The following is a 17,995-nucleotide window of genomic DNA, read 5'->3' on the forward strand; positions in this document are numbered from 1 at the left end:
AATCTGAGGTAAAGCAGCTAACTGGCGAACCAATGATGCCACACGCGGACGTAGACCCGATGCATCGCAAATATGCGAAGCAGATGCGGAAAGTAATGACGGATGCCGAACTGAAGCTCTGGAATGCTATTCGCGCGCATCGCCTCGAGGGGTTAAGTTTCCGCAGACAAATGCCGATTGCCGGTTTTATCGTCGATTTCGCATGTTCGGATCATCGCCTGATTATCGAGATCGATGGCTCCCAACATACAACCGAGGCGGCGCTACAATACGATCAGGAACGAACTGCGCGGCTTCAGGAAGACGGCTGGACCGTCCTCCGTTTCTGGAACGAAGATGTTGTGAAAGACATCGACAATGTCTGTCTCCACATTATCCGAACGGTGAAGGAGAGCCAACCATGACCACCTACACCGGTGGATGCCAGTGCGGCGCGATCCGGTTCCGCGCGACTGGCGATCTCAAGGACAGTTCCATCTGTCATTGCCGCATGTGCCAGAAGGCTTTCGGGGCCTATTATGCGCCGCTGGTTTCGGTGCGTGAGGTCGAATTCGAATGGACGCGCGGCGAACCCAAGCGTTTTCAGTCCTCCAGCGTCGTCAAGCGCGGCTTCTGCGCCGAATGCGGCACGCCGCTGACCTATGAGGCGCCGGATGGCATTGCGGTTGCGGCCGGTGCTTTCGACGATCCTGCCGCCTTGCCGCCCACCATTCAGTGGGGGGTGGAACGCAAGATCGATTTCGTCGACAGCATCCACACGCTACCCGCCGTCCCAACGGAAGACGATCTGACCTCGGTCGACTATCTGACCAACCTCGTTTCCTACCAGCACCCCGACCATGACACCGAGAGCTGGCCCCCGGAGAATAAACGATGAGCGAAACAGGCTTTTCCGGCGGCTGCCAGTGCGGCGCCGTGCGGTTTCATGCGGGCAAGATCGGTCGCCCCTCCATTTGCCATTGCCGCATGTGCCAGAAGCATTTCGGCAATTTCTTCGGTGCACTCGTCACCGCCGATCAGGCGCATCTGACATGGACGCGCGGCCAGCCTTCCCTCTTCCGTTCATCTGCGAAAATCCATCGCGGCTTCTGCAACAAATGCGGCACGCCGCTGACCTACCATTATCCTGGCGGCGTAGAGATCGCGATCGGCGCTTTCGATCATCCGGAGCGGATCGAACCGCAGGTGCAGGTCAATATCCACAAGCGCATGCCCTGGATCGAGCAGCTGTTTTCAAAACCTGCAATCGAGCAGAGCGTCGATGAGGCTGATATCACCTCCTTCCAACACCCGGACCACGACACCAAGGTCTGGCCGCCGGAAGACGACCGCGCATGAACGGTTCAGAAAGCTTCAGCGGCGGATGCCAGTGTGGCGCCGTGCGTTACCGGATCGATGGCGGGTTGCGCTATCCGCATCTGTGTCATTGCCGCATGTGCCAGAAGGCATCGGGCAACTATTTCATGCCGCTTGCAGCAAGTACCCGCGCGAAGTTTGAAATGACCCGTGGCGAGGCTTCGTGGTTCCAGTCGTCCGATCACGTGCGGCGCGGTTTTTGCGCACGGTGCGGCACGCCGCTTTTCTATGACATGCCGGACGCCGATTTCATCAACATCACGCTTGGTTCGCTGGACGAGCCGGAGCTGATAAAGCCCGAGGCGCAATCAAATCTCGACAGCAAAATGCATTGGTTCGGGGAGCTTGACGGCTTGCCGGTCGAGCCGGAAGCTGCGCCGGATGAAAACCGGCTACCGGTCAACAACCGGCAACACCCGGATCGTGACACGGCCGAATGGCCACCTGAAGGAAAGTAAGACATGACCGAAGAATTGCGCAGCTTCTATCCCGAGATCGAACCCTTCGAGAGCGGCATGCTCGATGTCGGCGATGGGCACACGATCTATTGGGAGCGGGTTGGTACACGCGGTGCGAAACCGGCGGTTTTCCTGCATGGCGGTCCGGGCGGCGGGGTAAACCCCACGCATCGCCGCGTTTTCGACCCGGCACTTTACGACGTCATCCTGTTCGATCAGCGCGGCTGCGGTCGCTCCACGCCGCATGCGGAACTGGAAGCCAACACCACCTGGCATCTGGTTGCCGACATTGAAAGGCTCCGTGCGCTGTGCGGCTTTGAAAAATGGCTGGTTTTCGGCGGCTCCTGGGGCTCGACGCTGGCGCTCGCCTATGCCGAGACTCATCCCGAACGCGTGAGCGAACTGGTGCTGCGCGGCATCTACACGGTCACCAGGCCGGAACTGGACTGGTATTACCAGTTCGGCGTTTCTGAAATGTATCCCGATCGCTGGGAAAACTTCATAGCGCCAATTCCTGAAGCCGAGCGCGGCGAGATGATGCAGGCCTATAATCGCTATCTCACCGGTACGGACGAAGCCAAGAAGCTCGAATGCGCGCGAGCATGGAGCCAGTGGGAAGGCGCAACCATCGCCCTTGTTACCGATCCGGCGCGCGTCGAGGATTTCGGCGAGGATAAATACGCCATCGCCTTCGCACGCATCGAGAACCACTTCTTCGTCAATGGCGGCTGGCTGGAGGAAGGGCAATTGCTGCGCGATGCCGGCAAGCTTCGCAATATTCCGGGCGTCATCGTGCACGGGCGTTACGATATGCCCTGCCCGCTGAAATATGCCTGGCAGCTTGCCAAGGCCTGGCCGAAGGCGGATTTCCATATTGTCGAGGCAGCCGGGCATGCCCTGAGCGAACCCGGTATTCTTGACCAGCTGATCCGCGCAACCGATCGTTTCGGGGGGAAATAGGCAGGCCTTTCAGATGCTTGAAGCGGCCTGATGAGATAACGATTCACGCAGATTTTTGTGCGTGGATCATCCGTTTGGTCGCAAAGTCGCCTGTTTCAAGAGCAAATCGCCTTTTATTCATGCAGTTTTTCTCATGGACGCTTCACGGAAATGAATTGGCCCGCGCTACGCCGATCCGTTATGAAGGGCCATCCCTAATAATTGGCGGTACTCCCATGGCACTCGATAAAACGCTTCCGGCCCAAGAGGGCGGCGATAGCGCACGCGGTTTTGCTTTCGCGCTCTCCGCATATCTGCTGTGGGGATTCCTTCCCATCTACATGAAGGCGGTTGCGCATATTTCGCCGATAGAGGTCATCGTGCACCGCGTCATCTGGTCGGTGCCGATCGGCGCCGCCGTCCTTATCGCTCTCGGTCGCACGGCGGAAATCCGCACTGCGCTGAAAACCCCTAAAATGCTCGCCATGGCAAGCCTCACGGCCGCGCTCATCAGCATCAACTGGGGCATCTATATCTGGGCGATCGGCGCGGGCCGCGCACTCGATGCCGCGCTCGGCTATTTTATCAATCCGCTGTTCAGCATCTTCCTCGGCGCGGTACTGCTCAAGGAAAAGCTTTATCCGGCGCAGATCGCCGCCATCGGCCTCGTGGGGCTGGCCGTTGCGATCCTCACTTGGCATGCGGGCAGCCTGCCATGGGTGTCCATTGCGCTCACCGTGTCCTGGGGTTTTTACGCCTTCTTCCGCAAGACGCTGCCAATCGGCGCCACACAGGGCTTCCTGCTTGAAGTCATGCTTCTTTCCGTTCCGGCCGTGCTGGTGCTGGCCTGGCTTGCCATTAGCGGACAGGCGCATTTCATGGCCGGCAATGCGACCGACACCTGGCTGCTTGCGGCCAGCGGCATCGTCACCGCCGTTCCGCTCATTCTTTACGGCAATGGTGCAAAGCTTCTGCGGCTGTCGACCATCGGCATCATGCAGTATATCGCGCCGACGATGATCTTCCTCATCGCCATCTTCATCTTCAAGGAACCGTTCGACATGGTGCGGATGGCGGCCTTTGCAATGATCTGGGTGGCGCTGGCGATCTATACCGCATCTAGCCTGATGCGGCTGAAGCGATAACCTTCCGCGTCATGCCAGCTCTCCACATTCCCGTATCTGTAACGGGAATGTGGGTCTTCAATAATCGACCAGCAATTGCGGTGTCGCGTCATAACCGAAGCGCGGTTTGACGCCGAGAAATCCAGCCGTCTGGGTGATGATTTCGCGGGTCATGGGTGCGGCCGTCGAGGCAGCCGTGCGTCCTCCGTTCACGCCGGTCCTGGGGGCGTCGATCATCGTCAGCACGACATATTTTGGCTTGTGCATCGGAAAACCGGCAACGAAGGCGTTGAAATTGATATCCTTGGCATAACGGCCATTGATGACCTTGTCGGCGGTTCCGGTCTTGCCGCCAACGTGAAATCCTTCCACCTGCGCACCCCTGCCCGACCCTTTGATGCCGTTCCAGTTGAAAAGGTAACGCATATCGGCGCTCGTCTTTCCGTTGATGACGGTGCGAGAAAGCACTGCCGCATCCTCTCGGGAACGCGGCAGGAAGGTCGGCGAAATAAGGCTGCCGCCATTGATGAGCGCAGCTGCTGCCACCGCCGTCTGCAAAGGCGTAGTGGCAACGCCATGGCCGAAGGAAATGGTGACGGAATTGATCTTCTTCCATGTTCTCGGCTGGGTGGGCGTGGCAACGCCAGGCATTTCCGTGTCCATTCTGGAGAGAAGTCCCAGTTTCGTCAGGAACTGCTGGTGGCCTTCGACCCCGACCTTGTCGGCAACAGCCGCCGTGCCGATATTCGATGAATATTGAAACACTTCCGGGATCGACAGCGGGCGGTTCCGGCCCTTGAAATCCTTGATGGTAAAGCCGCCCATGCGGATGGGTCGCGACGCGTCAACCACCGAGTTGAGCGTTATGGCACCTGCATCCAGTCCCATGGCAAGTGTGAAGCTCTTGAAGGTGGATCCCATCTCGAAGGTCGCATTGCTCATGCGGTTGAACCAGCCCTTTTCATACTCCCTGTCGATGCTGCCATCGGCAAGGGTGCGGGAAGGCTCGTTCGGGTCGTAATCCGGCACCGATGCCATGGCCAGCACCTCACCCGTCTCCACATCCAGTATCACTGAACCGGCAGCCTCCGCCTGATAGGCGGTTTTCGCCTTGAGCACGACCTCACGAACGATGTTCTGCACCCGCAGATCGATCGACAACCTCACCGGCTCCAGCGGTGCACCGCTGGCAAGGCCGGTCGCGCGCAAGTCGGCCAGGCCCTGCTGGTCGAGATAACGTTCCATACCCGCAAGGCCCTGATTGTCGACATTGACGTGGCCGATGATATGGGAGGCTGCGGGGCCACCCGGATAAAAGCGCCGTTTCTCCGGCCGGAAACCGATGCCGGGGATGCCGAGGTTGAGAATATCGGCCTGCTGGCGCGGCGTCAGCTGGCGCCGCAGCCATTGAAAGCCGGAGTCCGAGCGCAATCTGCGGTGCGTCTCGCGCCAGTCGAGATTGGGGATGACGGTTGCGAGCTTCTCGACAACCTCATCCGCGTCCACGACCCGGCGCGGATCCGCATAAAGCGACACCATGTTGAGATCGGTCGCGAGCAGCGTGCCGTTGCGGTCGAGAATATCGGGACGGGAGGCGACTGCTGTAGCGCCGGTATTGATCCATGCGGTCGCAATGGGTTCGGCAAGGCCGTATTGGACCAGTCGCGCCGCAACGACGCCATAGATAACGACAAAGACGGCGATCAATATTCCGAGCCGCTTTTTCGCGTCCACCCGGCGGCGGGCAGCGGAACCGAGGATAGCATCCCTGCCCTGAAACGGACTTCTCTGAATAATAAAATGCGTCCGGCTTTTCAGCCGCACCAAAAAAGCAATCATTCTCCAATGAGCCCCGCTATCATGGCGGCGAAAATCAAATTCCGCGCTCAGCCTACGCCTTGTAGACGCTGGCACAGGATCGGGCGCGGAGCCATGAAAACAGCGGGCGGTGCGATGCCGCAGTCAAATCTCTATTAATATACACTTAAAATTGTAACGAACCGCGAGGCGGCTCGTTAACATTTATTCGATGCCTAGAGACGGGAAATTACCGAAGGGTCGCCGTCCGGGTTCTGCTGCGCAAGCGCCCGGTCGATGATGGCGGGCACGATGTCCTTGACCTCATCGATGACTAGCGGGTTCAGAAGATGGGCGCGATGGATGAAACCCTGATCGCGCATATGCTGCACAAGTTCCAGCATCGGGTTCCAGAAGCCGTTGATATTGGCGAAGACAATCGGCTTGGCGTGACGACCGAGCTGCGCCCAGGTCATGATTTCGACGATCTCTTCCAGCGTGCCGACGCCCCCCGGCAGCGTTACGAAAGCATCCGAGCGCTCAAACATCATATGTTTGCGCTCATGCATGTCCTTGGTGACGATAAGCTCGTTCAATTGTCCGAGAGAATGGCGTGTAGCCTCCATATCGACCAGAAATTCCGGTATGATACCCGTTACTTCGCCGCCGTTGGAAAGAACGCCGCTGGCGACCGCGCCCATGATGCCCTTGGTGCCACCGCCATAGACTAGGCGAATGCCGTTTTCGGCAATGGATTTCCCAAGCGCGCGGCCTGCTTCCATGTGAGCCGGGTCACGTCCGGGCTGGGAGCCGCAATAAACGCAGATGGATCGAATCGCTGTATTTTTGTCCGTCATGATGGGAAGGAACTATGCCGGATGCGACACGTCAAGAAAATTTGGGAAATCCCTTGCAAATATGGCCTTTTACGGCCACGCCGCTTGTCTGGGGCAAGGTAAGACGCTAGCAATCTGAACTCGTGTAAAAAGCTTACAATACCCGGAGATTCCAGGATGAAAAACAATAAAGCCGGTTTGCTGGCACTGATCGTGCTGGGCATCGCGTCCCTGCTCATGATCTTTTTCGTCCTGCCTAGAATTTCCAATGACGGCAAACCGATCGGCGATGCCATCAACGAAGCGGGCAACGCAGTGAAGAACAGCGTTGAAATGGGCAGCGACAAGGCGGGAGACATCCTGTCCGACGCCGCTCAGGAGACCGCCAATATCGCCGACAAGGTCGGACGGCTCGCGGCTTCCGCAACCCAGTCGATCAAGGATCTGACCACGCTTTTCGCCGATAGCAAGGTTCCGTCCGACGCCGACTTTGCGGCAGCACGCAAGAAGGTCGAGGCATCGCTCAAGGAACTGACCAATATCGAAATTCCCGAGACGCTGGATGAAACGACGTCGCGCCTCATCACCACGGCGCGCACTGCGGCCGAACGCACCACCGCTTTCCTGCGCGGTCTGCCGGATAGTGCAGCGGCGGCGGCAGCACAGGTCCGCCGTCTGGCGGGCGTCTTCACCGGCACCGACGATGGTGCTGCACAGCAGCCCCAACCCGCCGCTCCTGCCGCCGATGCAGCGCAGGCCCCATCGGGCGCACCGACCTTTGACGTGCTTCGCGTCGAGCCCGATGGTTCGGCTGTGGTCGCAGGCAAGGCACAACCCGGCTCCAGGCTTGAAATTCTGAGCAACGGCAAGGTGATCGCGCAGACGACCATCGACGGATCAGGCGATTTCGCCGCCGTTTTTGACAATCCGCTACCACCGGGCGACCATGAGCTGGTGCTGCGCTCGACCGACGCCAGCGGCAAGGCAACGCAATCCGAAGAAGTCGCAACCGTTTCCGTGCCCAACGGCAAGGCGGGCGAACTCTTGGCAATGGTGTCCAAGCCCGGTGAAGCAAGCCGCGTGCTGGCAATGCCGGAGGCGGCACCTTCAGCACTCCAGCCCCCGCAAGCCGCGCAACCGGGTCAGTCGGCAACACCTGCCGCCACCACGACGCCCGCGCCTGCCGCTGGTACCCCGGCTCCGTCCGCTGCCGCAGCTCCGTTGACTTCGACCGTTCAGGTAACAGCCGTCGAATTCGAAGGCTCGAAGATTTTCGTTGCGGGTTCCGCGCCTGCCGCTTCGAGCGTGCGCGCGCTGGTCGACGACAAGGAAATCGGCAAAAGCACCACGGAGGCCTCCGGCCATTTCGTCATCGAGGGCAATGTCGATCTTTCCGTCGGCAGCCATATCATCACTGTCGAAGAGCTGAATGCCGACGGCACGGTGAAGGTCCGCGTGCGCGTTCCATTCGAGCGCCCGCAGACCGACCAGGCAACCGTCGCCATGCAGGCACCGTCCGCAACGCCATCCGCCGCCACGACGACCGCGCCCGCTGAAAACCAGAGCACGGCAAGCGACCGCGCTGCATTCGAAAAGCTGCGCACGGATGTCGCCAAGGCCTTCGGCATTCTGTCCAATCTCTACAAGGATCAGGCCACACCGGCGCTCGACCAGGCCATTGCCGGCCGCTCCGCCGTGGTGATCGGCCTCAAGTCGCTCTCCGAGTTCCGCACTGCCGCCCGCACCGAGCCGTCCTTTACCGCCTTTGCCGGCGATATCGCCGCCAAGGCACGTCAGCTGCTGACATCGATAGAGGCATGGCCGAACGACGTTGCCGGGATCGGCAAGGGCATCGCCACGCTGGCAAGCCGCCTTGCCGACCTCCACATCATCGCGCCGCCCGCACCTGCACCGCAGGCGCCCGCCGGTCCGCAGACCTTCGAGCAGCCGCCGCTTGCCGAAAGCCAGAACAGCGTCATCATCCGCCGCGGCGATACGCTGTGGCAGATTTCCCGCCGCGTTTACGGACAGGGCGTGCGTTACACCACGATCTACCTCGCCAACGAGGATCAGATCAAAAATCCTGACCTGATCGAGCCCGGCCAGATTTTCGGTGTGCCGGAGAAGGCACTGCCGAATGCGGAAGAACTTCATCGCAAGCGTCTGAAGAGCGGTTCCTGATCGTTCAAGACATTGCGGTGACCCCGCAACAACCCTACCTGTGACAAGCACGGCGGCTTTCCAGAGCCGCCGCCCTGCTGTCGGCTTCCGGCAGTGCCCGGAGCAAATGATGGCCACCAAGAAAAAAACCATTTCCGCGGATTCCAGCAATCCCACGCAGACCCTCATCAACCTCTGGCCCTACATGTGGCCGGAAGGCCGCCTTGACCTGAAAATGCGGGTGATCTGGGCGACGGCGTTTCTCGTTATCGCCAAGCTGGTGCTGATCCTCGTTCCCTATTTCTTCAAATGGGCAACGGATGCGCTGAACGGCAAGCTGGACATGGTCGGGCTGGTTCCGGCCTTCCTGCTCGGTGCTGTCGCGCTTGTCATCGCCTATAATCTGACGCGGCTAATACAGGTCGGGCTCAACCAGCTGCGCGATTCGCTGTTTGCCAGCGTCGGCCAGCATGCCGTGCGCCAGCTCGCCTATAGAACCTTCGTGCATATGCACCGGCTTTCCCTGCGCTTCCATCTGGAGCGCAAGACCGGCGGGCTTTCACGGGTTATCGAGCGTGGGACCAAGGGCATCGAAACCATTGTCCGCTTCACCATTCTCAACACCGCACCGACCTTCATCGAATTCCTGCTGACGGCGATCATTTTCTGGACCTCCTACGGCTTTTCCTATGTGCTGGTCACGGTTGTCACCGTCTGGGCCTATATCTGGTTCACCGTGCGGGCCAGCAACTGGCGCATCTCTATTCGCCGCGCCATGAACGATAGCGATACCGACGCCAACACCAAGGCGATCGATTCATTGTTGAACTTCGAAACCGTCAAATATTTCGGCAATGAGGAGATGGAGGCGAAGCGCTTTGACGTCGCCATGGAGCGTTACGAAAAATCGGCGATCTCGATCTGGACGTCGCTCGGCTGGCTGAACTTCGGCCAGGGCGTGATCTTCGGCATCGGCTCCACTGTCATGATGGTGATGTCGGCGATGGCCGTGCAACGCGGCGAGCAGACCATTGGCGATTTCGTGTTCATCAATGCGCTTCTGCTGCAGCTTTCGGTACCGCTGAACTTCATCGGTTTCGTCTATCGTGAAATTCGCCAGGGATTGACCGACATCGAACAGATGTTCGAACTTCTTGAAGTCGAGGCTGAGGTTACCGACAGGGCGGATGCGAAGCCGCTTGTGGCCGGACCGGGTGCCATTTCCTTTCGCGACGTGCGTTTCGCCTACGATCCGGAAAGACCGATCCTGAAGGGCATTTCCTTCGATGTGCCTGCGGGCAAGACGGTGGCGATCGTCGGTCCTTCAGGTGCCGGAAAATCGACGATCTCGCGGTTGCTTTATCGTTTCTACGATATTCAGGAAGGCGCCGTCACCATCGACGGGCAGGACATTCGCGACGTGACGCAAAAGAGCCTGCGCTCGATGATCGGCATGGTGCCGCAGGATACCGTGCTGTTCAACGATACGCTCGCCTACAACATCCGTTACGGACGCCCTTCGGCAACGACCGAGGAGGTCACGGCAGCGGCGGATGCGGCCCAGATCAGCGCCTTCATCAGCAAACTGCCGGAGGGTTACGCCACCATGGTTGGCGAACGGGGCTTGAAACTTTCCGGCGGCGAAAAGCAGCGCGTGGCGATTGCCCGAACCATTCTGAAAGCGCCGCCGATCCTCATTCTCGATGAAGCGACCTCTGCGCTGGACACCCACACGGAACAGGAAATCCAGAGCGCGCTTGATATCGTTTCGAAAAACCGCACGACGCTGGTCATCGCCCACCGCCTCTCCACCGTCATCAGCGCTGATGAAATCATCGTGCTGAAGGAAGGTTTGATCGCCGAGCGCGGAACCCACGCCTCGCTGATGGCACAGAACGGGCTTTATGCCTCGATGTGGAGCCGCCAGCGCGAAGCCATCCGGGCAGAGGAAATGCTGCGCCATGTTCGCGAAACCGACGATCTTGGCGTTGTTGACCGCGGCGAACCCGCGCATTGACGGGCATAAACCCCTGACAACAGGGCGGCACACCAACCGGACCATTGCCGGGCGGGGAGTTTGGCTGTAACCAGCTAAGCGAACTTTGTCGCATGCCCGTATGGATGATGTCGTATCACGACCATATAAAGACGCGGCAGGCGGAAACCGGAGCAAGGAAACTTATGAATCTGTTCGACACCATTCGCAACACCATCGTACCGATCCACAAGGAAGGCTACGTCTTCGTGGCCGCCTTCTTCGTGGCATCGCTGGTGCTCGGCTGGATATCCGAACCGCTGTTCTGGGTCGGTCTGGTGCTGACGGCCTGGTGCGCCTACTTCTTCCGCGACCCCGAGCGCGTGACGCCGCAGGATGACGACCTGATCATCAGCCCTGCCGATGGCAAGGTGTCCGCCATCCAGACCGTCGTTCCGCCGCTGGAGCTGGAACTCGGCAAGGAGCCGATGGTGCGCATTTCGGTGTTCATGAACGTGTTCAACTGCCATGTGAACCGCGCGCCCGTGCGCGGTCGTATCGTCAATGTCGCCTACCGCCCCGGCCTCTTCCTCAATGCGGAAGTGGACAAGGCCTCAGAAGACAATGAGCGCAACGGCCTCGTCATCGAGACAGCGCATGGCAAGGTTGGCGTGGTGCAGATTGCCGGCATGGTCGCCCGCCGTATCGTCTGCTGGGTCAAGCCGAATGAACCAGTTGATGCCGGCGAGCGTTTCGGTCTTATCCGTTTCGGTTCGCGCCTCGATATCTTCCTTCCCGAAGGTTTTCAGCCGCGCGTTTCGGTGGGCCAGACGGCAATTGCCGGCGAAACGGTTCTGGCCGAGTTCGGCTCCGCCAAGGGTCCGGTCCTTAGCCGTCGCGGCTGACGAAAACAGGAAGGGCATGCGCCATGGAAACGCCGATCTCGGAGCCGCAACAGAACGGAAAACATGAGGGCCGCAACGACAGCGGCCGTGGGCCGCGCCTGAGGGAAATTCCCTTTCGCCTCGTGATACCCAACCTCATCACCGTTCTGGCCATCTGCGCGGGCCTGAGCGGCGTGCGCCTCGCCATTGAAGGTCGGTTCGAGCTGGCCGTGGGCATGGTGCTCCTTGCCGCCTTCCTCGACGGCATCGACGGGCGCATCGCCCGGATGATGAAGGCGACATCCAAATTCGGCGAACAGATGGATAGTCTGGCCGACATCGTCAATTTCGGCGTCGCCCCTGCCCTCGTCGTCTATATCTATATGCTCGATCAGGCGCGTTCGATAGGCTGGATCGCCGCCCTCATCTACGTGATTGCCGCAGGCCTTCGTCTGGCGCGCTTCAACGTCATGATCGAGCGCCCGGTGAAGGCGCCGTGGCAGAACGAATTTTTCGTGGGCGTTCCGGCCCCGATGGGCGCCATGCTGGTGCTTCTGCCTGTTTATCTCGGCTTCCTTGGTGTCGAGCCGGGCAAGCCCTTTGCCTATATCGCCGCCGCCTACACCGTGTTGATCGGTTATCTTCTCATCAGCCGCCTGCCGGTCTGGTCGGGGAAGTCAGGTACCAGCCGCATTCGCCGCGATCTGGTGCTGCCGATGATCCTCGTCGTCGTGCTTTACGTCGCGATGCTGATGAGCTTCACCTGGGAGGTACTGGTTCTAACGGTTGCTGCCTATCTCGTGTTCATCCCCATCAGCGCCCGCCTCTGGCACCGCCGTTATGGCACGCTGACGATTGAGGAAGACGCGCATGACGATGCCAATGGCGGCAACGGCCTCGATCGCGGTATTTGAAACCGCAGGTATTATTTTTCTCCCACGAACCGTCGTTTGATGTGACACAAAATGTCGCAGCCCGAAAAGCGGGCTTCGCTTTCTTTCGCCTCGAATCCGTCAAGATTACCCCCGAAAGAAGTAGCTCACACGCATCGAAACGGCGATTGACGTGAATTGTGGAGAAAGAGAAATGACGAACGAGACGAAGGCACAGCCGCAGGCGAAGCCCGACCTCAACAGCCACTACCGACCGCTCGGACTGAAGGCCGTTGCGGCCGCAGCCCTGATGCTGAAGCGCAAGCCCGCCGCCAAAACCGCTTGAAAAAATTCGCTTTTCTTGAAAGCACAGCATCCAAGGCCTCGCAGACTTTGCGATGGTAACGGTCAATGCGAAAAAACATCCGGATAAATGTGCGGCGCTAATATTAGCGCCGTCTCCGTTTGTACGGCCCCCATCGAGAACCGCGTAACCGGCCTGTTTTATAAAACTTCCCGATCTGTAACGAAGCTGCAACCAAAACGAAGTAAAGTATTCGACTTCCACGGGACGACTGTACGGATAGTCTCGCATCGACTACTGAGCATCAAAAAAATTTCTACTTTAGCGATTCTTCCTGCTACAGCGAATAAGGCCGATTTTCGATGCCGTTGACAGGCGGTATCGGACCAATTCGGATGTTGCGGGAAAACCAACGAAGACGGGCCATGGGGGGCTTCATACGGCATGCAGGATAAAATCCTTCTGATTGAAGATTCCGTTGCTCTTTCCATGCTGCTGAAGTCGCGGCTTTCGGAGGAAACGCCAGCCGAAGTGATCCATTGTGACAGCATGGCGCAGGCCGATATTCTGCTGCGCGCCCATGATTTCACGCTGGCACTCACCGGTCTCAATCTGCCCGATGCGCCGAAGGGTGAAATTCTCGCACTTCTTGCCGACCACAAGGTGCCGGCGATCGTCTTCACCGCCACGGTGGATGAGGAGGCGCGCAAGCGCTACGCCGAAAAGAAGATCATCGACTACATCGTCAAGGATGGCCATCGCACCGTTGATGCCGTGGTGAAAACGGTCGACCGGATTTTGACCAACAGACTGTTTTCCGTGCTGGTAGTGGATGACGTGCGGACGGCGCGTTCCGGCCTCGTGGAAATCCTCGAACGGCAGAATTTCAGGGTCAGCGAAGCCCATTCGGGCAAGCAGGCGCTGGAAATCCTGTCGCAGGATCCATCGATTCAGCTCGTCATCACCGATTACCATATGCCTGACATGGACGGCTACGAGCTGACGCGCCGCATCCGCGACAGCCGTTCCTCGGAAGACCTGCGGGTCATCGGCATCTCGTCCTCCACGGACCGGCTGCTTTCGGCAAGCTTCCTCAAGGCCGGGGCATCGGATTTCGTCTACCGTCCCTTCGTGCCGGAAGAATTGCAGTGCCGCATCGACAACAATATCGAAACGCTGAAACAGCTGAAACGGCTGCGTGAACTGGCAGAGCGGGATCATCTGACCGGTCTGCCGAACCGCCGCTCCTTCTTCGAGCGTACGCGGGCACTGATGGACGTCATCAACGACAATGACGAGAACGGCGCAGTCGCCATTCTCGACATCGACCATTTCAAGAAGATCAACGACACGCTGGGGCATGATGCCGGCGACAGGGCGCTGAAGAAGCTTGCCGAACTGCTGCACGACATGTGCCATGAGCAGCGCCACATTCCCGCGCGCCTTGGCGGCGAGGAATTCGCCGTGTTCCTGCGTGGGCTCAATGCGCATGCCGCCTATCAATTCTGCGAAGAGCTGCGCGGCGCCGTCGAAAAGAACGGCCGCCAGCTGAGCGGCAGCAGCCTGGCGCTGACGATTTCGCTCGGCGTCGTGGAAATCGAAAAGGGCGAACCCTTCGACAATCAGCTCAATGCCGCAGACCAGCTGCTCTACCTCGCCAAGGCGAACGGCCGCAACCGCGTCTATTCCGACATCATGATCCAGGAAGGCCTGCAGAAAATCGGGCGAAACGGGTAAGACGGCGCAGGATGGGCAACTGTGGAGTGACCGGGTCGATCCGCGATGACCAGCCTCAAATGCCAGCAAGCACATCAGAACAATGACATCTGGCCATCATCCTTAGGTAGCCTGATTTTCGCGAGCGGCGCGCTTTCCGGCACCGGCTCGATAAGGTCAGCGCCGACATTGGTGACCTTGTTGACCTTGTCCGATACCGGGATCATCTCGAAAAAATCATCCTGAACCGGGCGCATCAGGTCGGCCACCTCACGAGGTTCCTGCGTCTTGCAATCCAGCCAGCGGCTGAAATCCTCCGGCGCGATTACCACCGGCATACGGTCGTGAATGCGGCCGATCGCGGCGTTGGCAGCGGTGGTTAGGATTGCGCCGGTATCGACCTCGGACCCGTCAGCGGAAGACCACGTCTCCATGAGGCCGGCAAAGGCGACGATGCCGCCGTTCTTCGGGCGGATGAAATAGGGCTGCGGCTTGCCGCCCTCCTCCTTCGGCGCGCGGCGCCATTCGTAAAAGCCGGTGGCAGGCACCAGCACGCGGCGATGGCGCATGGCGGCGCGAAAGGATGCCTTGCCGATGGCCGTTTCCGAACGCGCATTGATGAGCAGGGGGAAATCCTTCGGGTCCTTGACCCAGCCGGGCAGAAAACCCCAGCGTACCAGCATGGCCCGACGGTTGGGCAGGTTACTGCCGCGCTCCTGCCGTTCACCCTCCTGCACGATCAGGATCGGCTGTGTGGGCGCGATGTTGAAACGGGCGGGAAAATCTTCAAGGCCGATCAGGTCAAGATAATCGGCAATCTCTTCCGGTGTCGCTTTGAGCACGAAACGTCCGCACATTGTCTGCTCCTCAGGCCCGGGGACCGAATAAAATGATAGCCGTGCCCGCGAGGCAGACCGCACCGCCAGCGATATCCCATCTATCCGGTACTTGCCCCTCAACACCCCAGAGCCAGAGAAGCGATGCGGCAATGTAAATCCCGCCATAGGCGGCATAGGCCCTGCCCGCGGTCTCGGTCGGCACCAGCGTCAAAGCCCAGGCGAAAGCGGCGAGCGCCAGCATGCCTGGCAGCAATATCCAGCCCGTCTTGCCAAGCTTCAGCCAGGCCCAGAAGGAAAAGCAACCGGCGATTTCCGCAACAGCCGCCAGGGCATAAATAAGATAGACCTTCATTCCACCGTCTTCTGCGTGCACAATCGATCCGATTCCCGAATATACCATCGGTATTCCCGGACCAATATAGACAGGCCCAAGACGGCTGAAACAAGCGAAACCATTCATGACCCTTCGTATCAAGCCCCGCCCCGCCTCCTCCGCCATCGTCCGGAATGGAGATCGGCTTCTGCTCGTGCGCCGTATAAATCCGCCGTCGAAAGACATGTTCGCATTTCCGGGCGGGCGCGGCGAAGAGGGTGAAACGCCAGCCGAGACGGCGCTGCGCGAACTTCAGGAGGAAACCGGTATCGTCGCGCGTAAACCGCAGCTGTTTGCGACCTATGACCTGCCGTCGCGCGACCCCGAAGGTGCGCTGACGAGCCACTATTTCCTCTCCGTCTTTACCGTGGAAACGGACGCGGACCCGGCGGTGACGGCGGCCGACGACGCGGCGGATGCAGGCTGGTTCACATTGTCGGAAATCCGCCGGTTGCCGGCACCGGAAAGCGTCGTCGAATGCGCCGAGCGGCTGCTTGCATGATTGCCAGCCAGGCAGAATCGCTATTATCTAGAGGATGTCGCGCAACACTGTGCAGCAGTTTTGCGATAACGACATGATATAGACCTAAAGCTGACGGGGCGGTCTGAAAGACCGCGATGGCTTTAGGACCAATCCGCCCGCCGGGTGTTCACGAGTATGTGTGGGGCAGAATAAAATTTTGATACGGCCAACCATTTTCCTGTCTTTTTTCCTGACCATGCTTGTACCCGCCGGGCAAGACGGCGTCGCTCATGCGCAGCCTTCGAAGGCTGCTTCCAGTGAGGTTCGCCCGCCGGAAGCACAACCGCCCAAACCCGCTCCCTATGACGACAGGCTGGCACGGCTGTCGGAGATATTGGGGGCGGTGCAATATCTGAGAACCCTGTGCCCTTCCTCCGGTCCGGAGGACTGGCGCAAATCGATGAGCGATCTTCTGGCGGCCGATACGGCCAACGAACCTGAAAGGCGCCAGCGCATGACGGCTGCATTCAACCGTGGATATCGTTCCTTTGCGGCCATCCACAGCAGTTGCACACGCGCCGCCGTCATGGCAGAAGAGGGCTACCGTAACGAAGGGGCAACACTCGCCCAGGAAATTGCGTCCAGGTTCGGAAATTAGCGGATTGTTAACCTCTTTTCGCCGCAGCCCGTGCCGTTTTGATAAAAGGCTGCTAGTGTTGTTAACAGGATGGTAAGGACTTGCCCGCCCTGTCGAGGATGAAAAATGCAGACGAGCCGTAACGAAATCGACGACATGATCGTGCATGAAAAGATGCAGGTCGCTCTGGAACACCAGAACGAGGCATGGGCTGACGGCATGGCCGACGGCATCGAGCCGGAGATCATCGCCGATGCCGCAATCGCTCTGGCCATGCGCGAAACCATCCGTATGCACGGCGAAGCCGGTGCTGAAGCAATGCTGGAATCGCTGCGCCAGCGCATGCTTGAAGGCGAATTTTCCCCGCAGCGCGTGATACAGTAAAGTCGGGGTCTGTCATGTCTTGCCTGAGCAAGGGGCTTTTGCGCTCTTCCGCCATGCTGTCCATCTTGGCTGCCTTGACCGCCGGGTCCATTGGCTTGCCCAGCCGCGCCTTTGCGCTTTCCGAGCTGAAACCCGCACAAAATACCGAAGGCGAGCCGCAAGCCCAAAGTGGCGAACAGCCGCAACGGCCCCAGGCTCCTGAGCCCGACGAGATCGAAGGTGATTCGGACGGCATTCCCCTTCCCGACCCTCTGGTCGACCGTTCCGCCGGTCAATCGGCCCAGCAACCGGCCAAGCCGGGCAACACGCCGGAAATGTCGGTCGTGATCGAGCATGATATTTCAAAGGCGCCGGAAGCTGTGCGCAAGCTTCGCCAGCAGATCATCGACGCCGCCTCTTCGGGCGATATCGAAAAACTGCGGCCTTTCATCGCCGCCAGCGACAAGCAGTTCCGTATCGACGGCAATGACAGCGACGACCCGATCGCAGCGCTGAAAAGCTACTCTGGCGACCCCGACGGTCTGGAAGTGCTGGCGATCATCATCGATCTGCTTTCCACGGGTTATGCCCATGTCGACGCCGGCACCCCGGATGAAGCCTATGTTTTCCCCTATTTCTCCGGAAAGCCGCTGAATACGCTGACCGCGCCGGAAAAGGTCGAGCTGCTGCGCATCATCACGGCGGGCGATCTGGCTGATATGCAGGAATACGGTAATTACAGCTTTTACCGCATCGGCATATCGCCCGATGGCAAGTGGAAGTTCTTCACCGCCGGCGATTGATCGCGCGGCGGTGCTTGCCGTTCTTTTGCAAAAATCCTAACTGTGCGGCATGAGCAATTCAGCAGAAGCGCGTCGCGGTTCTGCAAAGGAAACTGC

At 59.3% G+C, this 17,995-nt stretch carries 20 protein-coding genes; 16 read left to right on the top strand and 4 right to left on the bottom strand.

Features of this window, described 5'->3' with window-relative positions:
* Window positions 1-35: 35 nt before the first annotated feature.
* The 6 genes from AC5SEO_RS14655 (at window position 36) to rarD (ending at window position 3,898) form a co-directional block, all read left to right on the top strand.
* Window positions 36-404 carry an endonuclease domain-containing protein gene (locus AC5SEO_RS14655; protein WP_100199928.1) on the top strand — a complete coding sequence of 123 codons (369 nt, stop codon included), beginning with the start codon at window positions 36-38 and terminating at the stop codon, window positions 402-404.
* Window positions 401-877 (top strand): GFA family protein, encoded by a 477-nt coding sequence (locus AC5SEO_RS14660; RefSeq protein ID WP_003512335.1) that lies wholly within the window; start codon window positions 401-403, stop codon window positions 875-877. Before AC5SEO_RS14655 ends, AC5SEO_RS14660 begins: the two co-directional genes overlap by 4 nt.
* Entirely contained in the window at window positions 874-1,338 is a 465-nt protein-coding gene (locus tag AC5SEO_RS14665; protein WP_003512324.1) for a GFA family protein, read from the top strand. Before AC5SEO_RS14660 ends, AC5SEO_RS14665 begins: the two co-directional genes overlap by 4 nt.
* Window positions 1,335-1,814: a GFA family protein gene (locus AC5SEO_RS14670; RefSeq protein WP_025592940.1), complete on the top strand. Its 480-nt coding sequence runs from the start codon at window positions 1,335-1,337 to the stop codon at window positions 1,812-1,814. Before AC5SEO_RS14665 ends, AC5SEO_RS14670 begins: the two co-directional genes overlap by 4 nt.
* A gap of 3 nt (window positions 1,815-1,817) precedes the next feature.
* A complete protein-coding gene (gene pip, locus AC5SEO_RS14675; protein WP_111789333.1) occupies window positions 1,818-2,774 on the top strand; it encodes a prolyl aminopeptidase in 957 nt (318 codons plus the stop codon).
* 215 nt (window positions 2,775-2,989) lie between these two features.
* Window positions 2,990-3,898, top strand: coding sequence for an EamA family transporter RarD (rarD, locus tag AC5SEO_RS14680; protein ID WP_003512314.1), 909 nt, complete (start codon window positions 2,990-2,992; stop codon window positions 3,896-3,898).
* A 57-nt stretch (window positions 3,899-3,955) separates the two neighbouring features.
* On the opposite strand, the gene AC5SEO_RS14685 is transcribed toward rarD, so the two are convergent.
* Window positions 3,956-5,716, bottom strand: coding sequence for a peptidoglycan D,D-transpeptidase FtsI family protein (locus tag AC5SEO_RS14685; protein ID WP_174068163.1), 1,761 nt, complete (start codon window positions 5,714-5,716; stop codon window positions 3,956-3,958).
* Window positions 5,717-5,910: 194 nt separating this feature from the next.
* Complete coding sequence (locus tag AC5SEO_RS14690) at window positions 5,911-6,531, bottom strand: LOG family protein (RefSeq protein ID WP_065688176.1); 621 nt, start codon at window positions 6,529-6,531, stop codon at window positions 5,911-5,913.
* A 156-nt stretch (window positions 6,532-6,687) separates the two neighbouring features.
* On the opposite strand from AC5SEO_RS14690, the gene AC5SEO_RS14695 reads away from it, so the two are divergent.
* From AC5SEO_RS14695 to AC5SEO_RS14720, 6 genes are all read left to right on the top strand, one after another.
* Window positions 6,688-8,691, top strand: a complete 2,004-nt coding sequence (locus AC5SEO_RS14695) for a LysM peptidoglycan-binding domain-containing protein (RefSeq protein ID WP_174068162.1) — start codon at window positions 6,688-6,690, stop codon at window positions 8,689-8,691.
* A 109-nt stretch (window positions 8,692-8,800) separates the two neighbouring features.
* On the top strand, window positions 8,801-10,687 hold the full coding sequence (locus AC5SEO_RS14700) for an ABCB family ABC transporter ATP-binding protein/permease (RefSeq protein ID WP_112959005.1): 1,887 nt from the start codon (window positions 8,801-8,803) through the stop codon (window positions 10,685-10,687).
* A 164-nt stretch (window positions 10,688-10,851) separates the two neighbouring features.
* Window positions 10,852-11,550, top strand: a complete 699-nt coding sequence (locus AC5SEO_RS14705) for a phosphatidylserine decarboxylase (RefSeq protein WP_003512305.1) — start codon at window positions 10,852-10,854, stop codon at window positions 11,548-11,550.
* 23 nt (window positions 11,551-11,573) lie between these two features.
* The gene (gene pssA / locus AC5SEO_RS14710) at window positions 11,574-12,443 is read left to right on the top strand and encodes a CDP-diacylglycerol--serine O-phosphatidyltransferase (protein WP_003512304.1); all 870 of its coding nucleotides are present in this window, start codon (window positions 11,574-11,576) and stop codon (window positions 12,441-12,443) included.
* A gap of 172 nt (window positions 12,444-12,615) precedes the next feature.
* Complete coding sequence (locus AC5SEO_RS14715) at window positions 12,616-12,747, top strand: hypothetical protein (protein WP_003496883.1); 132 nt, start codon at window positions 12,616-12,618, stop codon at window positions 12,745-12,747.
* Window positions 12,748-13,149: 402 nt separating this feature from the next.
* Window positions 13,150-14,442, top strand: coding sequence for a GGDEF domain-containing response regulator (locus tag AC5SEO_RS14720; protein ID WP_013635817.1), 1,293 nt, complete (start codon window positions 13,150-13,152; stop codon window positions 14,440-14,442).
* A 74-nt stretch (window positions 14,443-14,516) separates the two neighbouring features.
* On the opposite strand, the gene AC5SEO_RS14725 is transcribed toward AC5SEO_RS14720, so the two are convergent.
* Window positions 14,517-15,278, bottom strand: coding sequence for an SOS response-associated peptidase (locus AC5SEO_RS14725; protein ID WP_174068161.1), 762 nt, complete (start codon window positions 15,276-15,278; stop codon window positions 14,517-14,519).
* Window positions 15,279-15,288: 10 nt separating this feature from the next.
* The gene (locus tag AC5SEO_RS14730) at window positions 15,289-15,612 is read right to left on the bottom strand and encodes a YnfA family protein (protein ID WP_026330795.1); all 324 of its coding nucleotides are present in this window, start codon (window positions 15,610-15,612) and stop codon (window positions 15,289-15,291) included.
* A gap of 106 nt (window positions 15,613-15,718) precedes the next feature.
* On the opposite strand from AC5SEO_RS14730, the gene AC5SEO_RS14735 reads away from it, so the two are divergent.
* From AC5SEO_RS14735 to AC5SEO_RS14750, 4 genes are all read left to right on the top strand, one after another.
* On the top strand, window positions 15,719-16,135 hold the full coding sequence (locus tag AC5SEO_RS14735) for an NUDIX hydrolase (RefSeq protein ID WP_003512297.1): 417 nt from the start codon (window positions 15,719-15,721) through the stop codon (window positions 16,133-16,135).
* Between the two features lie 178 nt (window positions 16,136-16,313).
* The gene (locus tag AC5SEO_RS14740; RefSeq protein WP_003512294.1) at window positions 16,314-16,754 is read left to right on the top strand and encodes a TIGR02301 family protein; all 441 of its coding nucleotides are present in this window, start codon (window positions 16,314-16,316) and stop codon (window positions 16,752-16,754) included.
* A gap of 105 nt (window positions 16,755-16,859) precedes the next feature.
* Entirely contained in the window at window positions 16,860-17,117 is a 258-nt protein-coding gene (locus AC5SEO_RS14745; RefSeq protein ID WP_003496894.1) for a hypothetical protein, read from the top strand.
* 14 nt (window positions 17,118-17,131) lie between these two features.
* The gene (locus tag AC5SEO_RS14750; protein ID WP_174068160.1) at window positions 17,132-17,899 is read left to right on the top strand and encodes a hypothetical protein; all 768 of its coding nucleotides are present in this window, start codon (window positions 17,132-17,134) and stop codon (window positions 17,897-17,899) included.
* The last annotated feature ends 96 nt before the right edge of the window (window positions 17,900-17,995 follow it).

Source organism: Agrobacterium sp. K11 (genome assembly GCF_059429395.1).